Here is a 22,769-nt window from a genome sequence, read left to right as displayed (position 1 = left end):
CCAGCGCTCGCGACTGACCGGGACGCGCGATTCGGCGGATTCTCGGCCGAGTGGGACAATGGTGGCCGATTACCGCGATACGATCTGTATCTGGCCGCCGCGCGGAAGTAGCCGCGACGGTGGCCGCTGGTATCACGTAAGGGTGAGTGAGATGTCGTTCTTGCATGCAGCGCCGGAGGCGCTGAAGGCTGCGGCGTCCAATATCGCCGGCATCGGCACGGAGATCAGTTCGGCCAACGCGGCAGCCGCTGCGCCCACCACTAGCGTTGTCGCCGCGGCCGCCGACCAGGTGTCCGCCCAGGTCGCCGCGCTGTTCTCCAGTCACGCCCGCGGTTACCAGCAGCTCAGTTCCGAGGTGTCGGCGTTCCACGAAAAGGTCGTGCAGGCCCTGGGAGCGAGCGCCAACGCCTACACCAACGCCGAGTCCAGTGCGGCGCGGACCCTGATGAGCGCGGTCAACGCGCCGGCCGAACAACTGGTCGGCAAATCGGCCATCCCGACCTCGGCTGCCGGCCTGGCCGGTGAGGTGCGTAGCGCTTTGTCCGGTATCCAGAGTCCGGGCATCGGCAATCTGTTCGGGGCACTGAAGCTTGCACCGACCGGCGGGATCAGCGGCCTCGCGGCCACCAGCGGCCTGTTGGGCCCGGCCGCGGCGGCACCGGCAGCGATCCTCCCGGTGTCGTGGGCGACCGCGATCGAGAACGCCTACATCGCTTTCGAGCCGTATGTCGAATACGGCTTCAACCTGGCCGCCTATCTAGCCGGCTGGTTGCCGTGGGTCGGCATCCTGGGGCCGCAGATCAACTTCTTCTACTACCTGTTCGAACCGATGGTGCAGAGCGGCCTGTTCAACACACTCGACTTTTTAAGCGGGACAGTCAGTTTCGCGCAGGGTTTGAACAACTTCTGGTCTGCCACCTCGGCGTCGATCAGCCAGTTCATCAACACCGAAATTGACTGGTTCTTCAGCTTCTTTCCGCCGCTGCCGCCGTTCCCGCCGCGGCTCTGAGCCTTTCTCAGCCCTGCCGGTGCCGGCGCCACAACACCCATGCCGGCGGCGCCACCCCGAGCACGATGAGCAGCAGCGCCCCGTAGGCCATCAAGCCCGCACCGCCCAGGACGACGTCACCGCCCGGACCTCCCAAACTCAGCACCGCCACCGTCAGCAACCAGGTCCACAGCGGCAGCGCGGCGAATCGCGGCGACGTGGTCCATCGTCCGGCGGCCCACACCAGGGCGGCGTTGAGCAGTCCGCTGAGCAGCGCGCTCACCGGGAACGGAATCGAGCCGATATAGGAGGGCAGCAGCAGCGCACCGATGAGGGCGGACAACACACCGTCGACGGCCAGCAACGCCAATACAACAAATCTGATAGCTGGATCCGTCGCGCCGCTCTCTTCGACCGAGGCGGCGCGTGGTTTGGTGTCGGTCAGGTCGGGACGCTGTCGAGCTGGGAGACGATCGATCCCAGTATCCACTGGAAGCTGTCGAGGCGGTCCTGCCAGTGTTGCAGGTTAGGGTCCAGGTCGGGGTCCATGTGAATGCCTTCCTAGTCCTGTCTCGGTCCTGTCTCGGTCGTGTCATGGAGCCTGTCGAGGCTGTAGAGGCTCCTTTTCGAAGCCTACGTGCCCGCGCCGTCGAATCCCAGACCGGCAAGCAGATCGGTTTCCCAGCCCCGTTCGTCGCGGTCGCCCGCCTCGCCGGCGACGAGGACATAGTGCTCGTTCGCCAGGATGGGCAGGGCCAGATTGTTGGACAGCGCGCAGGCCCTTCCGGTAGGGCCGACGACCACCTGAGTGGCGTGCGCAGCCAGCGCCGCGGTCTTGGCGGCCCGCGCGTCGGCGTCGGCCTCGATGACGGCCGTGATGGCGTCGTCTGGGTAACCGAACGGGATGTCCGCCGGCGGCAGCACCCAGTCGGGGCGCAGATCGTCCGGGACCAGGCCGCGTATCTCCGCGGCCACGGCGTCACGGCCCAGGACGGTCCAGTAGAACTTCGGCGCCGGCCACGGCTCCCCCGCGCTCGGATAGTCCTGGTCGCCGGCTGCGGCCACCGCGGCCGTGCAGACCGCGTGGGCTCGCACATGGTCGGGATGTCCGTACCCGCCGTCAGGGTCGTAGGTGACGACGACGTGCGGGCGTAGCTCGCGCATCAGCGCCACCAGCGCGCCGACCGCCTCGTGCTCGTCGGCGTCAACGAAGCGGGAGACGGAAGCGGACCCGGTGCGCGGCTCGGTGCCGGCCATGCCGGAATCGCGCCAGTGCCCGGCGCCGCCGAGATAGATCGGTTCGTCGATGCCCAACGCGGCCAGAGCCCGACGGAGTTCGCCGATGCGGTAGCCGCCGAGTTGGTCGGCCCGATCGGCGGCGAGCTGAGCCCAGCGGTCGCCGATTATCTCGCCTTCCTCGCCGAGGGTGCAGGTGACGACATGGACCTGCGCGCCGCGCGCGGTGTAGTGCGCGATGGTGGCGCCGTTGCTCAAGCTTTCGTCGTCGGGATGCGCATGCACGAACAGCAGCCGCGGCTTGGACATGGACGCACACTACCCGGCGGCCGGGCCGCGATCGGAAAATCCACCTTCGGTGACCGATAGGAACGCCGACGCCTACTATCGTCGGATGGCGCAGCTGACCCGACCCATCGGCCGGAGTCGCCGGCGCGGCGAAGTGCTCGAACGTGCGCTGTACGCGGCGACGGTGGCCGAACTGGCCGCGGTCGGGTACGGACGGCTGACGATGGAGGGCATCGCCGCGCGCGCCCACACCGGGAAGGCAGCGCTGTACCGGCGCTGGACCAGCAAGCACGACCTGGTGCAGGCCGCCCTGATTCACACCCTGCCGCCGCTGCCCGAGCCACGGCCGGGCCGATCAGCGCGGGAGAATCTGCTGACGGTGTTCACCGCGCATCGCGACGTGTTGGCCGGCAAGACCGACTTTCCCGGCCTGGAGATCATCAGCCAACTGATACACGAGCCCGAGCTGCGCACGATCTTCACCGACGCCGTGGTGGCGCCGCGGATGAAGATCGTGGAGTCGATCCTGCAAACCGCGGTCGCCGACGGCGAACTCGATCCCGCGACGCAGACGCCGCTCAGCGCGCGAGTGGGACCGGCGTTGATCTACCAGCACTTCATGCTGACCGCCGCACCGCCGACCCGGCGCGATCTGGTACTGATCGTCGACACCGTGATACCGCCGAAACCTCCGGTGCCGCAGGCTGATTAAGTAGCGAACGGTTCGGTGAACAGACCGATCAGGTTGGCGCCGGCCGCCAGGCCCTGATCGAAAGCCCCGACCACGCCGCCGATCTGGCCGCCGTTGAAGGATTGAGCCCCGGTGCCTTGCAGCAAGCTCGAGGTGAAATTGGACGGTACCGGCGCGCCGAAGAACAGGTCCACGGCCTGCTCCCCGGTACCCACCAGCAGGTTGCCTACGTTGAAGCCGCGGTTGAGAACCCCGTTGAGCGCGCTGTCGGTGCCGAAAAACGCCCGCTCAAAGGCGATTTCGTTGGCGACCAGCGCCTGGTTGAAGGTCATTTGATTGGCGACCAGGTTGGAGTTGAAACCGATCTGCATCTGCTCCAATTGCGCGAACGGGATCGCCGGGACACCGGTGGTTCCGGCGCTTGGCACCAGACCTAACACATTGGCCGGGACGGTCAAGCCCTGGTAGAAGGCACCGGCGAGGCCGCCGACCTGACCGCCGTTGAAGGGTTGAGCTCCGGAACCGAGCAACAGGCTGGAAGTGAAGTTCGCCGGTGTCGGCGCGCCGAAGAACAAGTTGACCGCCTGCTCGCCGGTGCCCACCAACAGGTTGCCGACATTGAAGCTGCGGTTGATGACCCCGTTGAGGGCGCTGTCGGTGCCGAAAAACGCCCGCTCGAAAGCGATCTCATTGGACACCAGCGCCTGGTTGAACGCCAGCTCGTTGGCTACCAGGTTCGAGTTGAAAGCGAGCTGGGACTGCTCCACCATCTGGAGCGGGCCCGCGGCGGCCGCCTGCAACGGGGCGACGTTCGCAGCCTCGGCGGCGGCGTAGGCGTTGGCGCCGCCACGCAGGGCTTGCACGAATTGCTCATGGAACTGCGAAGCATGCGCGCTGAGTTGCTGGAAAGCCTGACCGTGCGCGCCGAACAACGATGCGATGGCCGCCGATATCTCGTCGGCGCCGGCCGGCAACACCGCCGTCGTCGCTTCCGCTATCGAACTGCTCGCGGTGCCGATCGCGGAATTGATGCCCGCCAGATCCGTGGCTGCCGCCGCCACGAACTCCGGCACCGTCGTCAAATAGGACATCGCGGACCTCCCCACCCGTGCCACGCACGGCCCTCCCCGGCCGGTCGTGTAGCTGTGTCAACGATCAGTGATGCTAGCGACGCAGGCGGCGCCAGATGGCGTCTTTCTCCAAAATGAACTAGACAAACCGATCTGGATTCGTTTCGTGGATACCCGGTCAGGGGAGGGGCTGATCGACCTCGACGTCCACGCCCGCGTCGACGCTGACATCGAAGAGCCCGTTGAACGCGGTTTGGAAGGGCGTCAGCACGGAACTGATCAGGGAGGCGTCGAACAGGAACTTCTGCACCGTGGCGCCCAGCAGGCCGCCGGCGGTGAACCCACCGAACACATCGGTCGGAGCGCTGACCAGCAAGGTTCCGGTCAAATCCCCGGCGGGAATTCCGAGCAGGGCATTGATCGCCGCCTGCGGTGTACCGACCAGCAGCAGGTTGAGGCCGTTGAGAGCGTTGTTGACCGCTCCGTTGAGCGCCCCGCCGGTGCCGAAGATGCCCAGCTGCAAGAGCTGTTCGTTGGCAACCAGGTTGGTGTTGAAGGCCAGCTGGGCGTTGACCAGAGCATCCAAGTTCGCGGGGGTCAGCCCGAGCTGCGTCAGCAGCGCGACATCGAGTCCCGGCACACCACCCAGGGCTGTGTTCAGCGAAAGCAGCTGCTGCACAACACCTGTCAACCCACCGACCGGCGGGAAGCCGCCGCCGAGCGCCAGCGTGGGGCTGACCAGCAGGTCGGCGGTCAGGTTGACCGCCGGGGCACCCACGACACCGTTGACCAGTTGCGCGCCGGTGCCCAGCAGCAGGTTGCCGGCGTTGAGCAGATAGCCGGCCGGACCGAGCAGCGCCGCGGGTCCGAGCAGAGCGGTGACCAGTGCCTGCTCGTTGATCACCAGGGCCTGGCTGAAAGCGATCTCGTTGGCGACCAGCGAACCCAATACGCTGCCTTGAAGTTGGTTCAACCCCGCCAGACCAGCCGTGGGAAGGCCCGCCACGGTGTTCACCAGCGCCGCGAGTGCGGCGGTGTCTCCGCTGAAGGCTCCGGTCAGCGCCGCATTGAGCTGCGCGCTCAGCGGGCCGAGGCCGCCGGTGAGGTTGGCCGCCAACGCGGGCAGGTTCAGCGCGAAACCGCTGCCCAGGCCGGCGAGTGCGGCGTTGAAACTGGCCGCCAGGCCTTCCAGGTTCAGCGGGAATCCGCCCGGCAGCGCGGGCAGCACCAGACCGAAGTCCAGGGCGGGCAGGCCGCCGAGGAAATTGCCGGACAGCGCCCCGGACAGGGCGGCATTCAGCTGAGCATTCAGGTTGGACAGGCTGCCGCTGATGTTGGCCGTCAGGGCCGGCAGGTTGACTCCGAAGTTGCCCGCCAGCGCGGCGAAGTCGGGCAGGCCGCCGGCGAAGCTTCCGGAGATGGCCGAGTTCAGCTGGGCAGCCAGCGAGCCGCCGGTCTGCGCCAAGGCATCCAGACCTGCATTGATGTTGCTGCTCAGCGACCCGCCGGTCTGGGCCAGCGCGGACAGGTTGGCCAGACCGGCATTCACTTGCGCGATCCCGGCATTGACCTGCGCGATCACCGAGTTACCCGCCTGCACCAGTCCAGCGAGCTCGGGGGTCAAGCTGAAGTTGCCCGACAGCGCGGCATTGAGTTGGGCGCCAAGGGCATTCAGGCCGCCGCTGAAGGCACCGGAGAGGCCACCGAAGCCGACGTTTCCGGTGCCGTTGACCGCCAGACTCGCGTTGAAGTCGGCCGGAATCTGGGCGCCCACCACCAGATTCAACGCCTGCTGGCCCGCGCCTATAACGGAGTTGAAGGAGGTCAGACCCGCGTTGATCGCACCGTTCAGTGCGGTGTCGGTGCCGAAGATCAACTGCTGCAGACTGAGCTCGGCGCCCACCAGCGCCCGGTTGAACGAAACCTCGGCATTGACCAGGTTGGCCGTGAATGCGGCATGCGCCTGGGCGAAGACGTCCAGCGGGGCGGCCGGTGCGGCCAGCAGGCCCGAGAGGGTCTGCACCGCACCCGTCTCGGCCGCCACATACGCGTTCGCGCCCGCCGCCACTGTCTGGACGAACTGCCCGTAGGACGCGGCCACCTGACCGCTGAGCTGCTGATATCCAAGACCGTTCTGGGAGAAGAGCGCGGCGATCGCGACCGATACCTCGTCCTGCGCCGCGGACACCAGAGCGGTCGTCGACCCCGCCACCGCCGCATTGGCGGCGCTGAGCGCCGAACCGATGCCTTCGAGTTGCGCGGCGAACGAAGCCATTATTTGTGGCTCGACAAAGACAAACGACATGGTGACCCCTCACCTAGCAAAATTGCTGGCTTACCCCTGTTCGCCAGGTAGCCCCCGACAGCACCTGGTCGAACGTATCGCGGGTGTTGACCACCGGCGCCGATTCCAAACCATAATTTCGATAACAATTTGTCACGAGCACAATTGGCCGCCGCGGACGTCGGCCCGGGCGCCCGCCAGCCCGCGCCTACGTCGGCGTCACGCCTGGTGAAGGGCCGTTTTGGATTACGGGCCGGTCTTGACCCACTGCCCGGCGTCACCGACGATCCCGACCGGTACCACGCCGGTGAGGCTGACGTTCTGCACGCTGGGTCCCGCCGCGACGATCGTGGTGTCCTGCAGGATCGGCAGCACTGTCGACATGTTCCACAGTCGCGGTTCCACCGCGGTGATCACGTCGTTGATGTTCTTGGTTCCGTTGAGTGCGGCCTCGATGTTCGATTCGATGCTGCGATCGCAGATTCCGGTGAGATTGGACGGCGCTTTCACCAGCGCCCCGGGGTCCGGCGGGCGGCTGGAAGTGGTGGTGTCGGGTCCGATCGACGAGCTCGCCGCGGTCGAGCCGGCCGGACTGCTGGTCGGCGTAACCGGCGGCGAGATTTGCGTGGCCTGCAACGCTGGGCAGCCGAAGCGGGACGCCAGCGACGTGGCCAGGTTCCCACCGGCCTGATGCCAGCCCACCAGCGCGTCGACTTGGTGGTTGTTCAACGCGTCGCGGTACAGCGCCACCGGGTCCAGCGCCAGCACGGTGGCGGCGATCCCGACATTGCGGAGCTGGTCGGCGGCGGTGTTGGCGACGGCCACCGCGGTCGGGTCGTTGGCCGCCACCCCGATGACCAGCGACAGTTGCTTGCCGTCCTTACTGATCCGGCCCCGGATGACTTCCGGAGGTCCGGCGCTCGCCGTGGTGGTGGTATTGGGTCCCGGCGGCGCCGGGGACACCGACGTGGTGCTTTCGATCTGGAACCCGGAAGCCTCCAACAGGCCCAGTGCCGCGGTGGTGCTCATCGCCGGCGGAGCGGTCGGCACATAGCCCGGGTCGCTCGGCGACCGGATCTGGGCCTGGTCCAAGGTGACCGTGTTGTCGCTGCCGGCACCCACCGCGGCCAGCAGGTCGACGTCGATCAACCCCAGGATCGCTTTGCGCACTTGGGAATCGGCCAGCTTGGCCTCGTTGGCCCGCAGTGTCAGCTGCATGACGCGCGGCGTCACGATCCGGGCGGTCCGCACGTCGGGAATCGCCGACAACTGCGCGAACGCGGCCGAACCGCCGTGCACCTGAGCCACCTGGGTGTCGCCGTTACGCACCGAATCCGCCAACGCGGCCGGCGCCCCGGCGCGGCGGAACTGGATCAGCGCCGGCTTGGCGGGCTGGCCCCAATAGCGGTCGTTGCGGGCGATCAGGATCTCGTCGCGCTGGGGATCGATGTTCTCCACGCGGAACTGACCACCGGTGACCGGTAGCGCACGGGCCAGCCCCGACGTGAACCCGCCCGGCACATCCTTGACGATGTGCGCGGGCAGCAGGTTGTTGAACAACTCCCGCCATGCCGGATACGGCTGGGTGAAGGTCACCACGGCCTGCTTGCCACCCTCGAGTGACTGGACCGAGGTGATCAGGTCATAGCCGGCCGGGTCCACCACGCCGGGCTGGCTGACCATCTGCCGCCACAGGTACCAGAAGTCGTCGGCGGCGATCGGCGCGTTGTCGGTCCACTGCGCTTCCGGGCGGATCTTGTAGGTGACCGTGAATGGATTTTCACTGGTCACCTCAGCCGAGATCAGCAGAGTCGGATCCATCTCCCAGCGCGAACCCGTCGACGAATTCGGGTCGGGTACCGGCCGGAACGCGCTCGGCAGCACCAGCGCGCTGATCGCGGCATTCACCGGAGACAGGTCGGAGAGCAGGTGTGGGTTGAAGCCGGCGCCGATCGAGTCGATGCCCATGATGATCTGGGTGGGGTGCTGCGGGGGTGGGGGCACGTTGTGCGGGGTGTCGGTGCTCTGCGGCGCCGGCGGCGGGCTCACCGTGCAACCCGACAACACCAGGCCGATGGCTGCGACCAGCACACCGACCGCTACCAGGACGTGGCGGGCTCGGTGCAGCACGCCCATCAGGGTATCGAGCCGCACGCGGCCTAGCCCCGAGCCTTTGCCCGCGACCGGCTGCGTGCTCTCGAGGTCGCGTCGAGCTCGACTTTGCGGACCCGCACGATCTCCGGGGTCACCTCGACGCATTCGTCGGCCGCGCAGAACTCCATGGCCTGTTCCAGGTCCAGTTCGAGCGGCCGGGCCAGCGTCTCCATCACGTCGGCGGTCGAGGAGCGCATGTTGGTCAGCTTCTTCTCGCGGGTCACGTTGACGTCGAGATCCTCAGCGCGAGGGTTGATCCCGACGACCATGCCCTCGTAGGTGTCCTGCCCGGGCTCGACGAAGAACTGGCCGCGGTCGGCGAGCTGCAGCATCGCGAACGGGGTGATGCTGCCGGTGCGGTCGGACACGAGTGAACCGGTGTGGCGGGCCCGGATCTCGCCGGCCCACGGCCGGTAACCGTCGAACACGGCGTTGGCGATGCCAGTGCCGCGGGTGAGGGTGAGGAAATCGGTGCGGAAGCCGATCAGCCCGCGGCTGGGGACGATGAAGTCCATCCGGACCCAGCCCGCGGCATGGTTCTTCATTTCTTCCATGCGTCCCTTGCGACCGGCCATCAACTGGGTGATGGCACCGACGAATTCCTCGGGACAGTCGATCGTCATCGCCTCGAACGGTTCGTGCAGCTTGCCGTCGATGGTGCGGGTGACCACCTGCGGCTTGCCGACGGTGAGTTCGAAGCCTTCCCGGCGCATCTGCTCCACCAGCACCGCCAGCGCCAGCTCGCCGCGGCCCTGCACCTCCCAGGCGTCGGGCCGGCCGATGTCGACGACCCGGATCGAGACGTTGCCGACGAGTTCGGCGTCCAGCCGGTTGCGGACCATGCGCGCGGTCAGTTTGTGACCGGATACCTTGCCGGCCAGCGGCGAGGTGTTGGTGCCGATGGTGACCGAGATGGCCGGCTCGTCGACGGTGATGCGCGGCAGGGCGTGGGCGTGGTCGGGGTCGGCCAGCGTGTCACCGATCATGATTTCGGGAATGCCGGCGATGGCGACGATATCTCCAGCTGTCGCTTCGTTCGTCGCGCTGCGTTCGACGCCTTCGGTGGCCAGCAATTCGGTGATCTTGGCGCTGGTGATGACCGGCAGCCCGTCCACCTCGCGCATCCACGCCACCTGCTGGCCCTTGCGCAACCTGCCGTTGTAGATGCGGACCAGAGCGAGCCGGCCCAGGAACGCCGAGGCGTCCAGGTTGGTGACCAACGCCTGCAGCGGCGCCTCGGGGTCGCCTTTGGGCGGCGGGACGTGTTCCTCGAGCACCTCGAACAGCGGATCCAGGTTGGTGCCGTCCGGGACCTGGCCGTCGGGCGGCTGCGCGGTGCTGACGATGCCGGCGCGTCCGGACGCGTACAACGTCGGCAGGCCCAGCGCGTGCTCGGCGGCCGCGGCGGCCTCGTCGTCCAGGTCGGTGGCGACGTCGAGCAACAGGTCGTGGCTGGCCTCGACGACTTCGGCGATGCGCGCGTCGGGCCGGTCGGTCTTGTTGACCACCAGGATCACCGGCAGATGCGCGGCGAGTGCCTTGCGCAGCACGAACCGGGTCTGCGGTAGCGGGCCTTCGGATGCGTCGACCAGCAGCAGCACCCCGTCCACCATGGACAGGCCGCGCTCCACCTCGCCGCCGAAGTCGGCGTGGCCGGGAGTGTCTATGACATTTATTACTGTGACGGTCCCGTCCGGGTGGTGACGGTGCACGGCGGTGTTCTTGGCCAGGATGGTGATGCCCTTTTCCTTCTCCAGATCACCGCTGTCCAGGACGCGTTCCTGCACTTCACCGCGCTCGTGCAGCGCGCCGGACTGCCGCAGCATCGCGTCGACCAGGGTGGTTTTGCCGTGGTCGACGTGGGCGACGATGGCGACATTGCGGAATGGCACGTCGGTGATTGTGGCAGTGGGGCCGCCGGATAGCGAACTGGGCGTGATCCGCTGTCGACTCTGCGTCTTTCGCTGTTGACTCTGCGCCTAGGGCGCGAAAGTGCGAGTAAGTTGCGACCTCAGCGCAGAATCAACGTGTTGGACCGCAGGACAGGGCACGGATCAGGTCGGGCAACCAGGCGCGATCAGCGGGCACCCAGTCGACCTCGGGCAGTTCGGCCGTCGTCACCCAGCGCAGCGCCCGGTGATCATGCGGCTGTGGGTCACCGCGCAGCAGGTGCACGCGATAGGCCCGTAAGACCGTCGACGAGTTCAGCGTGACGTCCTCGCCCAGCCGCTCCCCGACCGCGACGTCGACTCCGAGTTCCTCGGCCAGTTCACGGGCCAGCGCGGCGGGTTCGGATTCTCCGTCGGTGACCTTGCCGCCGGGCAGTTCCCACAGGCCGGCGAGCTCAGGAGGTCGTTCCCGTTGCGCCACCAGAAGGGCCGACCCGGCGACGATGGCGCCGGCGACGACGACCTGGTTCGGCATGGGCAGTGAGGGTATACCTAGCTGCTATGGCTGTGTTATCGGACGAGCAAGTAGACGCTGCACTGCCCGACCTGGACGGCTGGGAGCGGGTCGACGGCACGATACGCCGGGCGGTCAAGTTTCCGGCGTTTCTCGACGGGATCGACGCGGTGCGCCGGGTGGGCGAGCACGCCGAATCCAAGAATCATCATCCGGATATCGACATCCGTTGGACGACAGTGACTTTCGCGTTGGTGACACATTCCGAGAACGGCATCACTCAGAACGACATCGACATGGCGCGCGCCATCGACGGGATCGTCGGCAGTTGACGCTCCGGCTTCTGGGCCCGCCCGTCACGCTGGCGTGACGCTCCGGTTTCAGGGCCCGCCCGTCACGCTGGCGTGACGTTGGGCGTCGGCCGTCGCGCTGGCGTGACGCTCCGGCTTCAGGGCCCGCCCGTCACGCTGGCGTGACGTTGGGCGTCGGCCGTCGCGCTAGCGTGACGTTCGGCGCAGCGCGGGCGATCCAACCCAGCGTCGCCACCGCGGCCACCACGTAGACCGTCCCCGCCCAGGCCAGGTACCACGGCCTGCTGATCACCCAGATGGTCGGCTGCGCGAAGCTCAGCAACCAGGGCACGCCGACGACGGTGAGCACCAGCCAGCCCCACCCCAGGATCTTGGCTCCCAGCCGCTCGCGCAGCGGCCCATGCAGCATCCAGATCATCAGCGGAACCAGCCACACCCAGTGATGGGTCCAGGAGATCGGCGACAAGAGCAGCCCGAACAGCTCGACCACCAGCAACCGGCCCAGCTGATCGGTGGGCTCCAGCGCCCGCCATGCCAGGACGGCAACGACCGCCGTCACCGCGATCGCGGCCAGCACCGGTGGCCCGTAGCCGGCATCGTGGCCGAGAATGCGTGAGATCGCGCCGCGCCAGGACTGGTTGAACGACGTCGCGATCGGACCGATGCGGTGCGCGTCGCCGAGTAGATCGGTGAAGTAGTACCTCGCCTGCTCACCGACAACCAGCAACGACACTCCGACCGTGGCGAGGAAGACCGCCATCGAGAACAGCGCCGCCGCCCAGCGGCGCGCGCCCAGCAGGTACAGCCCGGCAATCGCTGGGGTCAGCTTGACCCCGGCGGCGAGACCGACCAGCAAACCCGAAAGCCACCACCGGCTGGTGTGGACCGCCGCCAGCACCGCCAGCACCAGGAACACATTGATCTGTCCGTAGTCGAAGTTGCTGCGCAGCGGTTCGATCCAGATGGCGATCGCCGTCCACAACAGCGCCACCCGCCGGTCCGAACCACTGCCGATCAACAGCTGACTGATCCGCACCACCCCGTACAGTGCCGCCACGATCGCGACGTGCCACAGCAGGGCAAGCAGCCCGAACGGCACCGCGTGCAGGGGATAGAGCAGCACCGCAGCAAAGGGCGGATAGGTGAACGGCAGCGGGAAGTCCGGAGTCTGGTCGGCGTAGACGTAGCTGTACAGCGTGCCGGGGTGGTTCAGGGCGGCGGCCCCGCCCACGTAGACGTGCAGGTCGACGAAGTTTGCGCCGTGCGGCGACATGTAGGTCCAGCCGAACCTGGCGGCGACGCTGAGGATCAGAAGCAGCGGTGCCACCATCGCCAGCGAAAGCGGGCGTCGCCGGCCGGTGGTTGCCGCCGGGGCGGCCGATGTGGTGTCTATCCGACCGACTTTAGTCAGCGCGCCGGGTCGATAACGACCACGCAACGAATCCCTGGTGGTCGGTCACCGCTGTCGCTCGTATCGATAACGATCCCGTAAATGCCACACGTGTCACTTGAGTCACTTCTGTACCGCGATAGCTTCGTCCGCAGGTCCTTGGGGGGCCTTGCTAGAGCCAGTTGAAGACAACCAGGGAGAGTCATGCCAACCATTTGGACTTACGTCCGGGCCGCCGCCGTACTCGTCGGCTCGTCCGCCGCGCTACTGACGGGCGGTATCGCCCACGCCGACCCCGCGCCGGCTCCGCCGCAACCCAACATCCCGCAGCAGCTCATCGCCTCGGCGGCCAACGCGCCGCAGATCCTGCAGAACCTGGCGACCGCACTGGGTGCCACCCCGCCGTTGACGCAGGCGACTTCGCCGGCCCCGCAGGGTGTGCTGCGCGCGCCCGACCCGGCGCCCGCGGCTCCGGGTGGGTTGAACCTTCCCGCCGTGGTTCCGGGAGCCACCGCACCCGCGACCGCCCCGGCGGCGACCTCGCCAGGGACGGTCCCGGCGGCGACCTCGCCCGGGACGGTCCCGGCGATTCCCGGCGTCAACACGCCGATCCCCGGGATCACCGCACCGGCGGCTCCCGTCGCGCCCGCCCCGGCCAGCGTTCCGTCCATCCCCGGGGTGAACACGCCGCTGCCGGCCCTCGCGGCTCCGACGGCTCCGGCGGCCGCCGCGCCGGCGAGCGTGCCGTCCATCCCCGGGGTCAACACCCCGTTCCCGGGCCTGTCCGCTCCGGCGGCCCCGGCGGCACCTGCCTCGCCGCTGCCTGGGTTGGCGTCGTCGCTGCCGGGACTGGCACAGGCCGCACTGCCCGGGCTGACCTCGGCGATTCCGGGGCTCTCGGGCGCCACGCCTGGTGCGCCGGCGGCGACCGGGCCGCAGACACTGCTCGCGGCGCTGCCCTGAGTCCTGTCTTCCGACGACTGACCTACCACTGATAAACAGGAGAAACACCGTGGCAAGCACTTGGAGTCTGTCCAGAGGTTTGGCCGCAGTCGTCGTCACATCGGCTGCCGCGTTCGTGCTCAGTCCGAGCGCGGCAGCCGACCCGGCGACGCCGTCGACCGACCCTGTCCAGTTACCGGGGCTGCCGGCGTTGACCCAGTTGAGTCCGATCATCCAGCAGGCAGCCAGCGATCCGGGGCAGGCGACGCAGCTGCTGATGGCGGCCGCGCAGGCGTTCACCCACAACCCCTCGGCACCCGCCGAGGCCAAGAACGTCGCGTCGTCGGTGCACCAGTTCGTCGCCGAACCACCGGCGCCCGAAGCCGGCCCGGTGGCGCACGTGCCGGCGCCGGGTGTCGTGCCCGGCGTGCCGCAACACCTGCCGACGGGTGTGGACCCCGTGTACGCGGCGGGCCCGCCGCCCGTCGGCGTGCCGGTGAATCCGCGCCCGGTGTCCCCGCCGCTGCCCGGGCCGGCGGTTCCGCCGCCTGCCGCGGCCCCTAGCGCGCCCCCGGCTCCGGCCGCTCCCGCGCCGGTGGCCGCACCCTCACCCGTCGCGGCACCCGTCGCGGCACCTGCGGCCGTCGCGGCACCAGCGCCGTCTCCGGCCCCAGCGCCCGCGGCCGCGGCCCCGGGGTTCGGCCCCGACGCCCCGCCCACCCAAGACTTCATGTACCCCTCGATCGGCACCAACTGCCTGGGCGAGGGCAACAATGCGCTGGCAACGGCGTTGTCGGTGGCCGGTCCGGCCGCCATTCCGACGCCGGGACCCGCTCCCGGCCAGACCGCCTACGTGTTCACCGCGGTCGGCACTCCCGGGCCTGCCGAGGTGCAGCGGCTGCCGTTGAACGTCACCTGGATCAACCTGACCACCGGCAAGTCGGGCAGCGCCACGCTGAAGCCACGCACCGACATCAACGCCGAAGGGCCGACCACGCTGACCGCAATCGTCGACACCGGTTCGGGCAGCATCATGTCCACGATCTTCGGTCAGGTCACGACCAAAGACCGCCAGTGCCAGTTCATGCCGACCATCGGCACGACGGTGGTGCCGTAGCTGCCATCCACTCGGTGGCAAGCGCGCACAAATACCGGGCGCACCGGCGTGGCACCGTACAACTGCTCACGCTCGCGACCGGCAAAGCGCCTGACTAGTAAGCCATGAACAGGATCGCGTCGCGGTCGTACTCCAGACCGGGGTGCACGCTGGCAAGGTGCGCCTGGGTGAGCTCGACGAGCTCGTCCTCGTCCTTGCCGACGATGGCTTCACCACACGGACACGTAATGTGCGTCTTCACTTGGCCGCCTTTCCTTTTGCTTTCCCCGAAGCAGAGGCCTTCATCTGCTTCTTGTACGACCGCACCCGGCCGAGCGATTCGGCATCGACGATGTCGGCCACGGAGACGTAGCTGCCGGGTTTGCCGAACTCTCCGGCCGCGGACTGCCAGCCCGCCGGCGTGACACCGTATTGCTTGCCCAGTAGCGCCAGGAAGATCTGAGCCTTCTGCTCGCCGAAGCCGGGCAGCCCCTTGAGCCGCTTGAGCAATTCTTTGCCATCGGGGTCGCCGGCAGTCCACAGGGCAGTCGCGTCCCCGCCATAGCGGTCCACAATGATCTGCGCGAGCGCCTGGATCCGCTTGGCCATCGACCCCGGGAATCGGTGAATCGCCGGCTTTTCCGAACAGAGCGCGGCGAACTTGTCCGGGTCATACTCGGCGATCTCGGCCGCGTCGCAGCCACCCATCCGGTCCGCGATCTTCTTGGGTCCGGCGAATGCGGTCTCCATCGGGACCTGCTGATCGAGCAGCATGCCTACCAGCAACGCGAACGGGTTGGAGTCCAGCAGGCCGTCGGCGGCCGGATCTTGGACGAGCTGCAGCTTCGGCACGGCCTCAGTCTAGAACTGCCGCATCGCGGCGACGTCGCAGCATCAGTTTCATCACTGAATTCGGTTGCCCGCCAACAACTATCCGCTCTTGCGGCGAAATTCCCGACGGTTACCGGCCACCCCGTGCGCCCGCGACTGCTTGCCGCCGCCGTCCTTGTGGTCGGACCCGCCCGACGACTTCGTCTGCTTGCGCTCCAGGGCTTCGCGGAACTTGCGCTTGGTGTCGTCCTCTGGGGGTTCCGATTCAGCCATACCGGCAGCCTAACGCTTGCCGGGCGGCAGCCCGTACACGTGCGAGATCGGCATCGTCAGCAGCACCCGCCGATCGGTGACCATGGCTTCGCGGTATTCGTCCCAGTCGGGATGTTCGCCGGCGATGTTGCGGTACAACGCAATCAGCGCCTCGACGGTGTCGTCGTCGGCCGCGGCGGCCGGCGGCGTCAGCTCCGCGACACCTTCGGCGACGGCGTAGGACCAGCCGTCGTCGGCGTCGACCAGCAGCGAGGCCCGCGGGTCACGACGCAGGTTTCGGGTCTTGGCCCGCGGCTCGGTGACCGAGACCTGCAGCACCAGCTGCCGTGGATCGAAGTGGTACTGCACGTTGGACAACTGGGGCCGCCCGTCGCGCTTGATGGTGGCCAGCACCCCGATCGAGTTGCAACTGATCACGGCCAGCAGCTTGTCGTCGAAGACTTGGCGTCCCATGCCGAAAGCCTACGTCTCCTACCGCCCTGGTGAAATTGAGTGATGACCAAGTACGCGGCATTCCTGCGCGGCGTCAACGTCGGTGGCGTCAACCTCAAGATGGCCGAGGTCGCGGAGGCATTGACCGCCGCGGGCTTCGAGAATGTCCGCACCATCCTGGCCAGCGGCAATGTGCTGCTGGAATCGTCGGCCAAGGTCGCGACGGTACGGAAGAAAGCGGAGGCCGCGTTGCGCGACCGGTTCGGATACGACGCGTGGGTGCTGGCCTACGACATCGACACGGTGCGCGCCATCGACCAGGGGTATCCGTTCGAACGCGAGCGCGACGGCTACCAGTCCTACGTCACCTTCGTCACCGACCCGCAGGTGCTCGATGAGTTGACCGAATTGAGTGCCGGTCCCGAGGAGCAGATCGGTCGCGGCGAGGGCGTCATCTACTGGCAGGTGCCCAAGGGCAGCACCCTGGACAGCACCATCGGCGCGACGATGGGCAAGAAGCGCTACAAGTCGTCGACCACCACCCGCAATCTGCGCACGTTGGGCAAGGTGATCAAGTGAATACCCCCAAACCACGCAAGGTCGTCCTCAAAGGCGTCTCGGAGACCGCGCTGCTGACGTTGAACGCCAGAGCCGCCGAAGCGCGGCGGCCGGACGCGATCCTCGAGGATCCGATGGCGGTGACTTTGGTGGACTCGATCGACTTCGACTTCGCCAAGTTCGGCCGCACCGGCCAGGACATCGCGCTGCGCGCCCGGACGTTCGACCTGGCGACACAGGACTATCTGAGCACCCACCCTGCCGCGACCGTGGTGGCGTTGGCCGAAGGCTTGCAGACCAGCTTCTGGCGCTTGGAAGCCGCCCTGCCGGAGGGCAAATTCCGTTGGCTGACAGTGGATTTGCCCCCGATCATCGAGGTCCGGGAACGGTTGCTGCCATCGTCGTCGCGGGTTTCGGTGCGGGCGCAGTCGGCACTGGACTACAGCTGGATGGACGACGTCGACCCGGGCGACGGGGTGTTCATCACCGCCGAAGGGCTGCTGATGTACCTACAGCCCGAGCAGTCGCTGGAGTTGATCGCCGAGTGCGCCAAGCGTTTTCCCGGCGGCCGGCTGCTTTTCGACACCCCGCCACGCTGGTTCAGCCTGTGGAGCAAGGTCGGCATGCGGACGACGCTGCGCTACAAGGTGCCGACCATGCCGTTCAGTCTGTCCGTTTCGCAGGCGGCCGATCTGGTGAACACGGTGCCGGGCGTTCGTGCCGTCCGCGACGTCAGGCTGACACCGGGGCGGGGCGCGTTGCTCAATGCCGTGATGTCGACGGTCTATCGGGTCAAACTCCTCGACCCGCTACGACCGAACCTGACGCTGCTGGAGTTCTAATCCTCCGCGACGTTGGTGAGGTAACGCATCGCGTCGTTCTTGGTGAGCCCCAGAGCGTGGGCCACCTCGACGTACTCCTTGGCCGCGGCCGCCATCGCGGCGTCTGTCGGATCGAAGCGGGAGATGAAAGTGCCGAAGCGGCCCCGTGTTTCGACGATCGCCGCGGACTCGAGCTCACGGTAGGCACGGGCGACGGTGTTGGCCGCCACACCGAGTTGACCGGCCAGGTCACGCACGGTCGGCAGTCGGGTGCCCGGCGGCAGCGACCCGGCCCGCACTCCGTCGATCACCTGGGTCCTGAGCTGGTCGAACAACGGCTTGCCTGCTTTGACGTCCACCCTCAGCAAATCGCGCAACTCCACGCATCCAGTATTGCCCAAGCGCGGCTATGTTTGTGGGATGCGAGTGGCGGTGCTGAGCGGCGCGGGGATCTCCGCCGAGAGCGGAGTACCGACGTTTCGCGACGACAAGAACGGGTTGTGGGCCCACTTCGACCCGTACGAGTTGTCCAGCGTGCAGGGCTGGGAGCGTAACCCCGAGCGCGTCTGGGGCTGGTACTTGTGGCGTCATTACCTGGTGGGCGACGTCCAGCCCAACGACGGCCACCGCGCGATCGCCGACTGGCAGAACCGGGCCGACGTGACCGTCATCACCCAGAACGTCGACGATCTCCATGAGCGCGCCGGCAGCGCTCCGGTGCACCACCTGCACGGCAGCCTGTTCGAGTTCCGTTGCGCGCGTTGCGGTTCGTCCTATCGCGAGCCACTACCGGTGATGACCGAGGCCGCCATCGAAGTGGAGCCGCCAATCTGCCGGTGCGGTGGCCTGATTCGGCCGGACATCGTGTGGTTCGGGGAGGCGCTGCCGCAGCAGCCGTGGCAGTGCGCGGTCGAGGCGACCGAGAATGCCGACGTGGTGGTCGTGGTCGGTACCTCGTCGATCGTCTATCCGGCGGCCGGGCTGCCGGAGCTGGCGCTGGCGCGCGGCACGCCGGTCATCGAGGTCAATCCCGAGCCGACCCCGCTGTCCCCGCACGCCACGCTGTGTGTCCGCGACTCGGCCAGCGTGGCGCTGCCGGGCTTGTTGGACAAGCTGCCGAGCTTGCTGAGCTAGACGCGACGCGCCCGGCCGACCGCCAGCTCGGACACCGGTAGCGGCGCCCACGCCGGCAACGTCCACTCCCGCCGGGACGTCTCCACCACGAACCCGGCGTCGACGATCGCGCGTTCGGTGTCGCGATGGGTGTGGCAGTTGCCGAACAGCCTCGGCCAGATCGTGGCGTCGGCCACCCGCTGCAACCGACCGCGAGCCCCGGCGCTGGCGATGTGCTCCAGGAAACGCAGCTCTCCGCCGGGCCGCAGCAGCGAATGCAGCCGTCGCAGCACGCCGGCCTGGTCGTGCACCGAGCACAACACCAGCGAGCACACCACCGCGTCGAATGTCTCGCCCTCGCCGAGGTCCTCGGCCATCTCGGCCGTCACGACCACCGGAATCGGCGCCGCGGCGGCCGCGTCGCGCGCTTTGGACACCAGTTGCGGCTCGGGCTCGACGGCGACGACCTGGGTGACGGTGTCGGGATAGAAGGCGAAGTTGGTCCCGGTGCCCGCACCGATTTCCAGTACCCGCCCCGTCAGCCCGGCCAGGTTCTCCCGGCGCAACGCGCGCACCGATTCGGCCTCGTGAGCGGCGACGACGGGCCAGATCCGGGCGAAGAACGGGTTCTGGACCTTGCCGGTGGTCATGACCCCGCCGGTGGGCGATGCTGCATGACCCAGTCCAGCAGCCGCTGCGAGGTCGCTTCCGCGCCGACGATCCCGGCCACCAGATGGCCGCACAGCACCGCGCCGAGTGCCCGGTCGGCGAACGCCTCGACGTCACCGAACGGCAGATGCGATTTGGCAATCAGAATGGCCGCCACTCCGTGCGCTGCGGTCCACAGTTCCAGGGCCACCATGGTCGGATCGTCGGTCCGGTAAAGGCCCTCTTCCATCAGCGTCTGGACCGAGGCGCGCATATTTGTGAACGCCGCGCTCTTGACCGCGATATCGAAGTTGCTGCCCGACCGGGTTTCGCACATGGTGGCCAACCGGTACAACTCCGGGGTCTGCACGGCGAACCGCACATAGGCCAGACCCTGCGCCCGCAGGACGTCCACGGTGCAGGTCTGCCCGACGACGGCGCGCGCCATCTCCTCGTCCAGTCTGTCCAGATAGCGCACGCACATTGCGTCCAGCAGCGCGTCCTTGTCCTTGAAATGCAGGTAGATCGACGGCGAGGTGACCCCCACGCGTTCGGCCACCGATCGGATCGAGATGGCCCGGACCTGACCGGTCTCGAGCAGCAACGCCGTTGCCGCATCGACGATCTCGTGCCGCAACCGGTCACCCCGGCCGCGGGGGGCACGCTGACGGCGCAGGCCGCCCACTGACACGTCAACCATTACGCGTCACCGAAGCGTGGATCTCGTGCCCGTTGTTGCGGGCCGACGCCTTGGCCGGGTCGGCGTCGGCGGCAGCCTCGTTTCCCGGGACCACGCCGGGCGGATCGACGGCGCCGCCCTCGCTGATCCCGAACCGCTCGTGCAGCCACACCAGCGGCTTGGGCGCCCACCAGTTCCAGCGGCCCATCACGTGCATGAACGCCGGCACCAGAACCATCCGCACCAGGGTGGCGTCGGCGATCACAGCCAACGTCAGGCCCAATCCGAACATCCGCATGAACGACACGTGCGCGGCGATCAGCGCGGCGAACGACATCGACATGACCAACGCGGCCGCGGTGATCACCCGGCCGGTACGTGCTACTCCGCGCGCCACGCTCTCGTCGTTGGCGGCGTGCGCCTCGGCCGCGGTGGGCCGGGCCGGACGCGCCGCCCCGGAAGCCAGCCAGTACTCGCGGATCCGGGAGACCAGGAACACCTCGTAGTCCATCGACAGCCCGAACGCGATACAGAACAGCAGCACGGGCATGTTGGCAACCAGAGTGCCGCTCGGCGTCGTGCCGAGCGCGCCGAAGTGCCCGTCCTGGAAGATCCAGACCAGCGCGCCGAACGCCGCGGTCAACGACAGCACGTTCAACACCAGTGCTTTCACCGGCAACACCACGCTGCCGGTGAGCAGGAACAGCAGCACGAAGGTGACCACGGCCATCAGCCCCAGCACCAGCGGAACCCGATCGGTCACGGCGTCGACACTGTCCCGGTTGACCTGCGCGACACCACCCATCTCAACGACGCGCCCACCCGGACCCGCGACCTGATGCAGCCGGTCGAGTTGCGTGTCGGACGCGCGGGAGAACAGCGGGGCGGTGCTGCTCACGGTCAGAAACGCGCTGCCGTCGGCCATTCCGGTCGCGCCGGTGGGCGGACCCGCGGCCTTGCCCGCCACGAAGGTGCCCGTCGGCGCCGATACCGCCGCCACGTCGGACACCTGGGACAGTTCCGCGGCGTATCTGCCCAGCTCGTCCGGGCTCAGGCCGCGGGCATCGGGGACGACGATCGGTACCGCGGTCGCCGAGTCCCGCGCGAAGTTGGTGCGCAACTGATCACCGACCTGATGGGCCGACGCCGACTTCGGCAGCACCCGGTCGTCAGGGAAACCCCACTTCACCGAGAAGAACGGCAGACCCAGGAGCAGCAGCAAGGCAACCACGGCGCCGCCGAGCGGCAGCCAGCGTCGCATCACCAGCTTGCTGGACCGGTACCAGAACAACTCCTCGATCGGCTTGTGCGACGGCTCGGGGCGCCGGAAGATCCGCCGGAGCAGTCGTCGCACGTCCAGTGCGTCGATTCGGGAACCCATCAGCACGATCGCGGCCGGGGTCACCACGATGGACGCGGTCGCCACGAAGGCCACCGTCGCAACGCCGGCGTAGGCGAAGGACTTGAGGAAGTACATCGGGAACAGCACCGTGGCCGCCATCGACAGCGCGACGGTGACGGCCGAGAAGATCACCGTGCGTCCGGAGGTGGCCATCGTGCGGATCAGCGCCTCGTCGCGGTCGGCACCCTCGGCCAATTCGTCGCGGTAGCGGCTGATGATCAGCAGCGTGTAGTCGATGGCCAGCGCCAGGCCCAGCGCGGTGCTGAGGTTGAGCGCGAAGATCGACACTTCGGTGGCGAAGGTGACCAGTCGCAGCACCGACATCGAACCCACCACGGCCAGCGCGCCCAGCGCCATCGGCAACGCGGCGGTCAGCAACCCGCCGAACACCCAGACCAGCACCAGGAAGCTGAACGGAATCGCGATCATCTCCATCACCAGCAGATCGGCCTGGTTCTGTTTGTTGATCTGGGCGTATTCCATCGCCGAACCACCGGCCTGGACGGTGACGCCGTCGCGGTCGTGCACGATCTCGTCGGCCAGGGTCTGGGCGTTCTTCTGCGCGTCGTTCTCGCCGCCCTTGAGGTTGACGACGATCAGTCCGGTCTTGCCGTCCTTGCTGATCAAGTCGGCGGCCGCTTCCGGCGGCGTGGTCCACGGCGAGGTGGCGTTGTAGACCAGCGGTGACTGCTTGAGTTGGTCGACGATGTCGGTGCCGGCCCGGCGGGCCTGATCGCTTTCGGCGCCGCCGGGCGCGGTCACCAGGATCAGCATTTGCTGGCCGCTTTGACCGAACTTCTCGGTCAGCACGCTGATGGCACGCGCCGATTCGGAGTTGGGGTCCTGGAAACCGCCGGGCGACAGGCTGTTGGCGACCGGGACACCGAATACCGCGGCGGCGATGAAGACGAGGACGGCGATGGCGATGATGCGTCGGGGGGCCGCAATGGCCAGCCGAGCGATGCCCTGCAGCATGTGTGTGTCCCTCCGCTGGCAGCGCAAGCCGCCCCGCCCGGACCCGCACCGTACCGCGATAACTTAGCAACGTTAACTTACAAGTGTCAAACAAGACCCTGTGGGTGATACGAGCGCAGGTCCGGCATGGTTCATCCGGCTTTGAAATGGGTATTCTCGCGCGATCTCGGCGAACCTACCCGTC

General features: G+C 67.7%; 24 protein-coding genes. 8 read left to right on the top strand and 16 right to left on the bottom strand.

Features of this window, described 5'->3' with window-relative positions:
* Positions 1-151 precede the first annotated feature (151 nt).
* A complete protein-coding gene (locus AC5Y46_RS00290) occupies positions 152-1,009 on the top strand; it encodes a PE family protein (RefSeq protein ID WP_499989760.1) in 858 nt (285 codons plus the stop codon).
* 7 nt (positions 1,010-1,016) lie between these two features.
* Here the strand turns inward: AC5Y46_RS00290 and AC5Y46_RS00285 are convergent, their stop codons facing one another.
* Both AC5Y46_RS00285 and mshB read right to left on the bottom strand, forming a co-directional pair.
* A complete protein-coding gene (locus AC5Y46_RS00285; protein ID WP_499941302.1) occupies positions 1,017-1,478 on the bottom strand; it encodes a hypothetical protein in 462 nt (153 codons plus the stop codon).
* 143 nt (positions 1,479-1,621) lie between these two features.
* Positions 1,622-2,533: an N-acetyl-1-D-myo-inositol-2-amino-2-deoxy-alpha-D-glucopyranoside deacetylase gene (gene mshB / locus AC5Y46_RS00280; RefSeq protein ID WP_499989759.1), complete on the bottom strand. Its 912-nt coding sequence runs from the start codon at positions 2,531-2,533 to the stop codon at positions 1,622-1,624.
* Between the two features lie 85 nt (positions 2,534-2,618).
* On the opposite strand from mshB, the gene AC5Y46_RS00275 reads away from it, so the two are divergent.
* Positions 2,619-3,224: a TetR/AcrR family transcriptional regulator gene (locus AC5Y46_RS00275; RefSeq protein ID WP_499989758.1), complete on the top strand. Its 606-nt coding sequence runs from the start codon at positions 2,619-2,621 to the stop codon at positions 3,222-3,224.
* On the opposite strand, the gene AC5Y46_RS00270 is transcribed toward AC5Y46_RS00275, so the two are convergent.
* The 5 genes from AC5Y46_RS00270 to AC5Y46_RS00250 form a co-directional block, all read right to left on the bottom strand.
* Positions 3,221-4,294, bottom strand: a complete 1,074-nt coding sequence (locus AC5Y46_RS00270) for a PE family protein (RefSeq protein WP_499989757.1) — start codon at positions 4,292-4,294, stop codon at positions 3,221-3,223. The two genes, AC5Y46_RS00275 and AC5Y46_RS00270, sit on opposite strands and share 4 nt — an antisense overlap.
* Positions 4,295-4,451: 157 nt before the next feature.
* A complete protein-coding gene (locus AC5Y46_RS00265) occupies positions 4,452-6,578 on the bottom strand; it encodes a PE family protein (RefSeq protein ID WP_499989756.1) in 2,127 nt (708 codons plus the stop codon).
* A gap of 225 nt (positions 6,579-6,803) precedes the next feature.
* Positions 6,804-8,693 carry an ABC transporter family substrate-binding protein gene (locus tag AC5Y46_RS00260; RefSeq protein WP_499989967.1) on the bottom strand — a complete coding sequence of 630 codons (1,890 nt, stop codon included), beginning with the start codon at positions 8,691-8,693 and terminating at the stop codon, positions 6,804-6,806.
* 23 nt (positions 8,694-8,716) lie between these two features.
* Positions 8,717-10,603, bottom strand: coding sequence for a translational GTPase TypA (typA, locus tag AC5Y46_RS00255; RefSeq protein WP_499941311.1), 1,887 nt, complete (start codon positions 10,601-10,603; stop codon positions 8,717-8,719).
* A gap of 130 nt (positions 10,604-10,733) precedes the next feature.
* Positions 10,734-11,135, bottom strand: coding sequence for a (deoxy)nucleoside triphosphate pyrophosphohydrolase (locus tag AC5Y46_RS00250; RefSeq protein ID WP_499941313.1), 402 nt, complete (start codon positions 11,133-11,135; stop codon positions 10,734-10,736).
* 26 nt (positions 11,136-11,161) lie between these two features.
* On the opposite strand from AC5Y46_RS00250, the gene AC5Y46_RS00245 reads away from it, so the two are divergent.
* Positions 11,162-11,446, top strand: a complete 285-nt coding sequence (locus AC5Y46_RS00245) for a 4a-hydroxytetrahydrobiopterin dehydratase (RefSeq protein ID WP_499941315.1) — start codon at positions 11,162-11,164, stop codon at positions 11,444-11,446.
* Between the two features lie 130 nt (positions 11,447-11,576).
* On the opposite strand, the gene AC5Y46_RS00240 is transcribed toward AC5Y46_RS00245, so the two are convergent.
* On the bottom strand, positions 11,577-12,863 hold the full coding sequence (locus tag AC5Y46_RS00240) for a mannosyltransferase (protein WP_499989755.1): 1,287 nt from the start codon (positions 12,861-12,863) through the stop codon (positions 11,577-11,579).
* Between the two features lie 156 nt (positions 12,864-13,019).
* Between AC5Y46_RS00240 and AC5Y46_RS00235 the strand changes: the two genes are divergently transcribed.
* Positions 13,020-13,778, top strand: coding sequence for a hypothetical protein (locus tag AC5Y46_RS00235; protein ID WP_499989754.1), 759 nt, complete (start codon positions 13,020-13,022; stop codon positions 13,776-13,778).
* Between the two features lie 28 nt (positions 13,779-13,806).
* On the top strand, positions 13,807-14,874 hold the full coding sequence (locus AC5Y46_RS00230) for an Rv1157c family protein (protein WP_499989966.1): 1,068 nt from the start codon (positions 13,807-13,809) through the stop codon (positions 14,872-14,874).
* Positions 14,875-14,968: 94 nt separating this feature from the next.
* Here the strand turns inward: AC5Y46_RS00230 and AC5Y46_RS00225 are convergent, their stop codons facing one another.
* The 4 genes from AC5Y46_RS00225 to AC5Y46_RS00210 all read right to left on the bottom strand — a co-directional run bounded on the left by AC5Y46_RS00225 (position 14,969) and on the right by AC5Y46_RS00210 (position 16,410).
* A complete protein-coding gene (locus tag AC5Y46_RS00225) occupies positions 14,969-15,115 on the bottom strand; it encodes a hypothetical protein (RefSeq protein ID WP_003875447.1) in 147 nt (48 codons plus the stop codon).
* Entirely contained in the window at positions 15,112-15,705 is a 594-nt protein-coding gene (locus AC5Y46_RS00220; RefSeq protein ID WP_499941320.1) for an HhH-GPD-type base excision DNA repair protein, read from the bottom strand. The genes AC5Y46_RS00225 and AC5Y46_RS00220 overlap by 4 nt, the downstream gene beginning before the upstream one ends.
* A gap of 78 nt (positions 15,706-15,783) precedes the next feature.
* Positions 15,784-15,957, bottom strand: coding sequence for a DUF5302 domain-containing protein (locus tag AC5Y46_RS00215; RefSeq protein ID WP_499989753.1), 174 nt, complete (start codon positions 15,955-15,957; stop codon positions 15,784-15,786).
* Between the two features lie 9 nt (positions 15,958-15,966).
* Positions 15,967-16,410: a PPOX class F420-dependent oxidoreductase gene (locus AC5Y46_RS00210; RefSeq protein WP_499989752.1), complete on the bottom strand. Its 444-nt coding sequence runs from the start codon at positions 16,408-16,410 to the stop codon at positions 15,967-15,969.
* 42 nt (positions 16,411-16,452) lie between these two features.
* Between AC5Y46_RS00210 and AC5Y46_RS00205 the strand changes: the two genes are divergently transcribed.
* Both AC5Y46_RS00205 and AC5Y46_RS00200 read left to right on the top strand, forming a co-directional pair.
* Entirely contained in the window at positions 16,453-16,968 is a 516-nt protein-coding gene (locus AC5Y46_RS00205) for a DUF1697 domain-containing protein (RefSeq protein ID WP_499989751.1), read from the top strand.
* A complete protein-coding gene (locus AC5Y46_RS00200) occupies positions 16,965-17,789 on the top strand; it encodes a class I SAM-dependent methyltransferase (protein ID WP_499989750.1) in 825 nt (274 codons plus the stop codon). Before AC5Y46_RS00205 ends, AC5Y46_RS00200 begins: the two co-directional genes overlap by 4 nt.
* Here AC5Y46_RS00200 and AC5Y46_RS00195 read toward each other — a convergent pair.
* Positions 17,786-18,151 (bottom strand): Rv1152 family transcriptional regulator, encoded by a 366-nt coding sequence (locus AC5Y46_RS00195; protein ID WP_499941329.1) that lies wholly within the window; start codon positions 18,149-18,151, stop codon positions 17,786-17,788. The two genes, AC5Y46_RS00200 and AC5Y46_RS00195, sit on opposite strands and share 4 nt — an antisense overlap.
* A gap of 37 nt (positions 18,152-18,188) precedes the next feature.
* Here AC5Y46_RS00195 and AC5Y46_RS00190 point away from each other — a divergent pair, with 37 nt between their 5' ends.
* Complete coding sequence (locus AC5Y46_RS00190; RefSeq protein ID WP_499941330.1) at positions 18,189-18,902, top strand: NAD-dependent deacylase; 714 nt, start codon at positions 18,189-18,191, stop codon at positions 18,900-18,902.
* On the opposite strand, the gene AC5Y46_RS00185 is transcribed toward AC5Y46_RS00190, so the two are convergent.
* Genes AC5Y46_RS00185 through AC5Y46_RS00175 form a run of 3 tightly spaced genes read right to left on the bottom strand, consistent with a single transcriptional unit; the run spans position 18,899 to position 22,585 of the window.
* A complete protein-coding gene (locus AC5Y46_RS00185; RefSeq protein ID WP_499989749.1) occupies positions 18,899-19,531 on the bottom strand; it encodes a class I SAM-dependent methyltransferase in 633 nt (210 codons plus the stop codon). The two genes, AC5Y46_RS00190 and AC5Y46_RS00185, sit on opposite strands and share 4 nt — an antisense overlap.
* Complete coding sequence (locus AC5Y46_RS00180; protein ID WP_499989748.1) at positions 19,528-20,229, bottom strand: TetR/AcrR family transcriptional regulator; 702 nt, start codon at positions 20,227-20,229, stop codon at positions 19,528-19,530. Before AC5Y46_RS00180 ends, AC5Y46_RS00185 begins: the two co-directional genes overlap by 4 nt.
* Entirely contained in the window at positions 20,222-22,585 is a 2,364-nt protein-coding gene (locus tag AC5Y46_RS00175; RefSeq protein ID WP_499989747.1) for an MMPL family transporter, read from the bottom strand. The genes AC5Y46_RS00180 and AC5Y46_RS00175 overlap by 8 nt, the downstream gene beginning before the upstream one ends.
* Positions 22,586-22,769 lie beyond the last annotated feature (184 nt).

The organism is Mycobacterium sp. NGS59, assembly GCF_059812345.1.
Note: the sequence above shows the minus strand (reverse complement) of the source record. Positions and strands in the feature narration are given on the sequence as shown.

Excerpts from the sequence above, each read along its gene's own strand:
- AC5Y46_RS00290 (WP_499989760.1), top strand. The coding sequence starts at position 152 with ATGTCGTTCTTGCATGCAGCGCCGGAGGCGCTGAAGGCTGCGGCGTCC.
- mshB (WP_499989759.1), bottom strand. The coding sequence starts at position 2,533 with ATGTCCAAGCCGCGGCTGCTGTTCGTGCATGCGCATCCCGACGACGAA.
- AC5Y46_RS00275 (WP_499989758.1), top strand. The coding sequence starts at position 2,619 with ATGGCGCAGCTGACCCGACCCATCGGCCGGAGTCGCCGGCGCGGCGAA.
- AC5Y46_RS00270 (WP_499989757.1), bottom strand. The coding sequence starts at position 4,294 with ATGTCCTATTTGACGACGGTGCCGGAGTTCGTGGCGGCGGCAGCCACG.
- AC5Y46_RS00265 (WP_499989756.1), bottom strand. The coding sequence starts at position 6,578 with ATGTCGTTTGTCTTTGTCGAGCCACAAATAATGGCTTCGTTCGCCGCG.
- AC5Y46_RS00260 (WP_499989967.1), bottom strand. The coding sequence starts at position 8,693 with ATGGGCGTGCTGCACCGAGCCCGCCACGTCCTGGTAGCGGTCGGTGTG.
- AC5Y46_RS00250 (WP_499941313.1), bottom strand. The coding sequence starts at position 11,135 with ATGCCGAACCAGGTCGTCGTCGCCGGCGCCATCGTCGCCGGGTCGGCC.
- AC5Y46_RS00245 (WP_499941315.1), top strand. The coding sequence starts at position 11,162 with ATGGCTGTGTTATCGGACGAGCAAGTAGACGCTGCACTGCCCGACCTG.
- AC5Y46_RS00235 (WP_499989754.1), top strand. The coding sequence starts at position 13,020 with ATGCCAACCATTTGGACTTACGTCCGGGCCGCCGCCGTACTCGTCGGC.
- AC5Y46_RS00215 (WP_499989753.1), bottom strand. The coding sequence starts at position 15,957 with ATGGCTGAATCGGAACCCCCAGAGGACGACACCAAGCGCAAGTTCCGC.
- AC5Y46_RS00210 (WP_499989752.1), bottom strand. The coding sequence starts at position 16,410 with ATGGGACGCCAAGTCTTCGACGACAAGCTGCTGGCCGTGATCAGTTGC.
- AC5Y46_RS00205 (WP_499989751.1), top strand. The coding sequence starts at position 16,453 with ATGACCAAGTACGCGGCATTCCTGCGCGGCGTCAACGTCGGTGGCGTC.
- AC5Y46_RS00190 (WP_499941330.1), top strand. The coding sequence starts at position 18,189 with ATGCGAGTGGCGGTGCTGAGCGGCGCGGGGATCTCCGCCGAGAGCGGA.
- AC5Y46_RS00185 (WP_499989749.1), bottom strand. The coding sequence starts at position 19,531 with ATGACCACCGGCAAGGTCCAGAACCCGTTCTTCGCCCGGATCTGGCCC.
- AC5Y46_RS00180 (WP_499989748.1), bottom strand. The coding sequence starts at position 20,229 with ATGGTTGACGTGTCAGTGGGCGGCCTGCGCCGTCAGCGTGCCCCCCGC.
- AC5Y46_RS00175 (WP_499989747.1), bottom strand. The coding sequence starts at position 22,585 with ATGCTGCAGGGCATCGCTCGGCTGGCCATTGCGGCCCCCCGACGCATC.